This window comes from Flavobacteriales bacterium (assembly GCA_013214975.1).
Taxonomy (GTDB): Bacteria; Bacteroidota; Bacteroidia; order DT-38; family DT-38; genus DT-38.
The window spans coordinates 1-3,059 of sequence record JABSPR010000324.1 but is presented as its reverse complement, the minus strand read 5'-3'; the positions used below and the strand labels follow the sequence as shown (position 1 = coordinate 3,059).

At 35.5% G+C, this 3,059-nt stretch carries 3 protein-coding genes and 1 tRNA gene; 3 read left to right on the top strand and 1 reads right to left on the bottom strand.

Annotated elements, in window-relative coordinates:
* The first annotated feature begins 36 nt into the window (after positions 1-36).
* From HRT72_10360 to HRT72_10350, 3 genes are all read left to right on the top strand, one after another.
* Positions 37-1,746 (top strand): HDIG domain-containing protein, encoded by a 1,710-nt coding sequence (locus HRT72_10360; protein NQY68104.1) that lies wholly within the window; start codon positions 37-39, stop codon positions 1,744-1,746.
* A gap of 97 nt (positions 1,747-1,843) precedes the next feature.
* Positions 1,844-1,931, top strand: a tRNA-Ser gene (locus HRT72_10355).
* Positions 1,932-1,966: 35 nt separating this feature from the next.
* On the top strand, positions 1,967-2,821 hold the full coding sequence (locus tag HRT72_10350) for a hypothetical protein (GenBank protein NQY68103.1): 855 nt from the start codon (positions 1,967-1,969) through the stop codon (positions 2,819-2,821).
* A gap of 60 nt (positions 2,822-2,881) precedes the next feature.
* Here the strand turns inward: HRT72_10350 and HRT72_10345 are convergent.
* Positions 2,882-3,059 (bottom strand): transposase (locus HRT72_10345; protein NQY68102.1); only part of this gene is annotated, 178 nt, incomplete at its 5' end.

The window sequence follows — 3,059 nt, the reverse complement described above, 5'->3', positions numbered from 1 at the left end:
AGGGTTGATGAACATCTCAGAGTAGGATCGGCTCTGTTGAAGAGGCTTTACCGTAATGGTGTGGTCCAAATAAGTGATAATATAGAAAAAAGTAATCCAAGCACTAAGATTTCTATTCTAACAAATAGCCTTGCAGAAGAAGTTCAGTTAGGCGATTTATTTACTGTTAAACAAGCGCAAGAATTTATTATTGATAGCTTGAATAACCTTAGGAATAGTAGGGTTGTTAAAATTATACTGTCTAAATCATTAGAAAATTCAATTGTTCAAAATGTTCAATATGATGCTGCATTAACAAAAAAAATCAGAGAGGACGCTATCGGAAAGATTTCGTTAAGCAGAGGCATGGTGAAGAAAGGGGAACTAATTATTTCGAAGGGGGAAGTGGTTATTGATGACAAATTCATGGTTCTTGAATCCCTGAAAGATGAAATTGAAAACCAATTGGGTAGCGATGAAAGTTATAGATATATCCTTCTTGGTCAAATAATACTAGTATCTCTTACTATGGCTACACTGGGTCTGTATCTATTGATATTTAGGTCAGATATTACCAGGAATACAGGTAAAATAGTATTCCTTTTGTTGAATATTCTTCTAATCGTTTTTGCTGCGGCAATGGTTCTTAAACTTGGTAAGGTAGTAGATTCGATTAGTATTTATATCGTTCCTTTTTGTCTTATACCTATAGTAACACGTGCTTTTTTCGATTCCATTCTGGCATTCTTTCTATATATAGTAATAGTAATAATAACTGGTTTCCTTGCCCCAAATGGTTTTGAGTTCATCTTTGTTGAATTGGTATCTGGTTTAATTGCCATTTTTAGCATCGTTCATTTAAGATCTCGTTCTCAACTCTTTATTGCTTCTGGATTAATAATAGTTGTTTATTCACTTGTTTATTTTGGTATCAATGTAATACAGGAAGGTAGCGTTAAAGGTATTTCTTGGATAAATTTTGTGTGGTTCGCTGGAAGCGGAATACTTTCTTTACTAGCAACTCCTTTCATATATCTATATGAGAAGATATTCGGTTTTATGTCGGATGTGACATTGATGGAATTATCTGATACAAACAATAAGTTGTTACGAAGATTAGCCGAACAAGCACCGGGAACGTTTCAGCATTCGATGCAAGTGGCTAATTTGGCGGAGCCTGCTGTACACGAGATAGGAGGAGAAACGCTCTTGGTTAGAGCTGGTGCGTACTATCATGACATAGGCAAAATACAGAATCCAATGTATTTTATCGAAAATCAGCAATCGCATGTTAATCCACACGATGAACTATCAAGCGAAGAAAGTTCGAAGATTATTATAGATCACGTATATGATGGTATTCAGTTGGCAAGAAAGGCAAATTTGCCAGATCAGATAATTGATTTTATTAGAACGCATCATGGAACAACCACTACCGAATATTTTTACAGGAAGTATAAAGAAGACCATCCAGAAGAAGAAGTTGATTCAGAAATGTTCAGATACCATGGCCCAAAACCATATTCTAAAGAAACTTCAGTTCTAATGATGGCGGATTCTGTTGAAGCGGCTTCGAAAAGTTTATTGAATCATTCTGAAGAATCAATTTCTAAATTGGTTGATGCAATTATAGAAGGGCATATTTCGGATGGGCAATTTTCTAATGCAGACATCACTTTCAAGGATATAACAGTGATTAAAAAGATGTTCAAAAAGAAGCTAATGAGCATCTATCATGTCCGTATTTCGTACCCAGAAAAAAAATAATAGTTTATACTGGTAACTTCATTGATTAAAGTATCGTAATAAACCCATCTCTCGGTGTAAGAATATAAATGTTTTTATACATTTGCATTGCTTAAACGGAGAGGTGCCTGAGTGGCCGAAAGGACTTGTTTGCTAAATAAGCGTACCCCAAAAGGGTACCGCGGGTTCGAATCCCGCCCTCTCCGCATATGTTGAATGAATGTTTAAGTAACTACACATTATGACTTTAAGAACAGTAAAAGGAATTGTAAAGTATTCGATAGCATCTTCTTGTTTAGTATTCGCATTTGGGTGCGGAGGAGAGCATGTAGAAGAAGTAGAAGAGGTGTTTGAGTATGATAGAGATTCTACACTTAGAGAAGGTTATGAAGAAGAACTAGTTAACATTAGATCTAGTATTCAAGAATCATCTCATTTGTATCAAATGATTTCAGAAGCAGGATTTGGATATGATAATGGGATGCTTAATCCAGCGAGTAAGGCATCAAGTTATTCTACGAACAAGCAAAAAGCCTTAGGCTTAGGTGTTTATTGTTCTGATGTAAGTTACTCTACCGTTTATGGACAATCACAAGATGCGCTAAATGGATTAAAATCTGTTTTTATTCTTGCCAAAGGATTAGGACTGGATGGTACTTTTGACGAAAAACTACTTTCGGAATTAGCAGAAAGCGGAAGTGATGGTACTATTAACAAGGCAACAGTATTAACGAAGACGTATGCAAAAGCTGAAAAGCGAATGCACTCTAACGATAGGGCACAGCTAGCGACTATAATGGTAGTCGGAGGTTGGGTCGAAGGTTTGTATTTAGCTACATCTGCTTTAAAGAGTGGAGGAGGAGAAAGTAATCCGACAATGAGGTTAAGTTTATGGAATCATGCATTTAGCTATAAGAGTGTAATGCAAATGCTAAATATTTTCAAGGACAATGCTGATTGCGTTGCTCTCAAGACCGAGTTGGAAAAAATAAGACAACCTGTTTATGTTATGATCAATACCCAGGGTAAGTTTAATGGAGAACATTTAACCGACTTACATGAGGCAGCTAAGCTAGTTCGCGATGCAGTATTGTAAATAGGAAATGTTTAGTCCTAAATAATCGTTACAGGTTTTAGGTTGATAAAAATAGATTAATTAAAGAGCAGCAAAAACGTTTTTGCTGCTCTTTTTTATTTTATAAGTTTTAATTTTTGATTGATCGTGCATTTGTATTGGAGTTAGCATATTGCAGGACTCATGCGGTCTCCTGTTGTTATATATCTCAATACGTTCTTTAACAACTTGTTTGATAGTTTCTATATCTAGACCTTTT

Bases quoted from the DNA above. Each gene is read 5' to 3' on its own strand.
- HRT72_10350 (NQY68103.1), top strand. From the start codon at position 1,967: ATGACTTTAAGAACAGTAAAAGGAATTGTAAAGTATTCGATAGCATCT.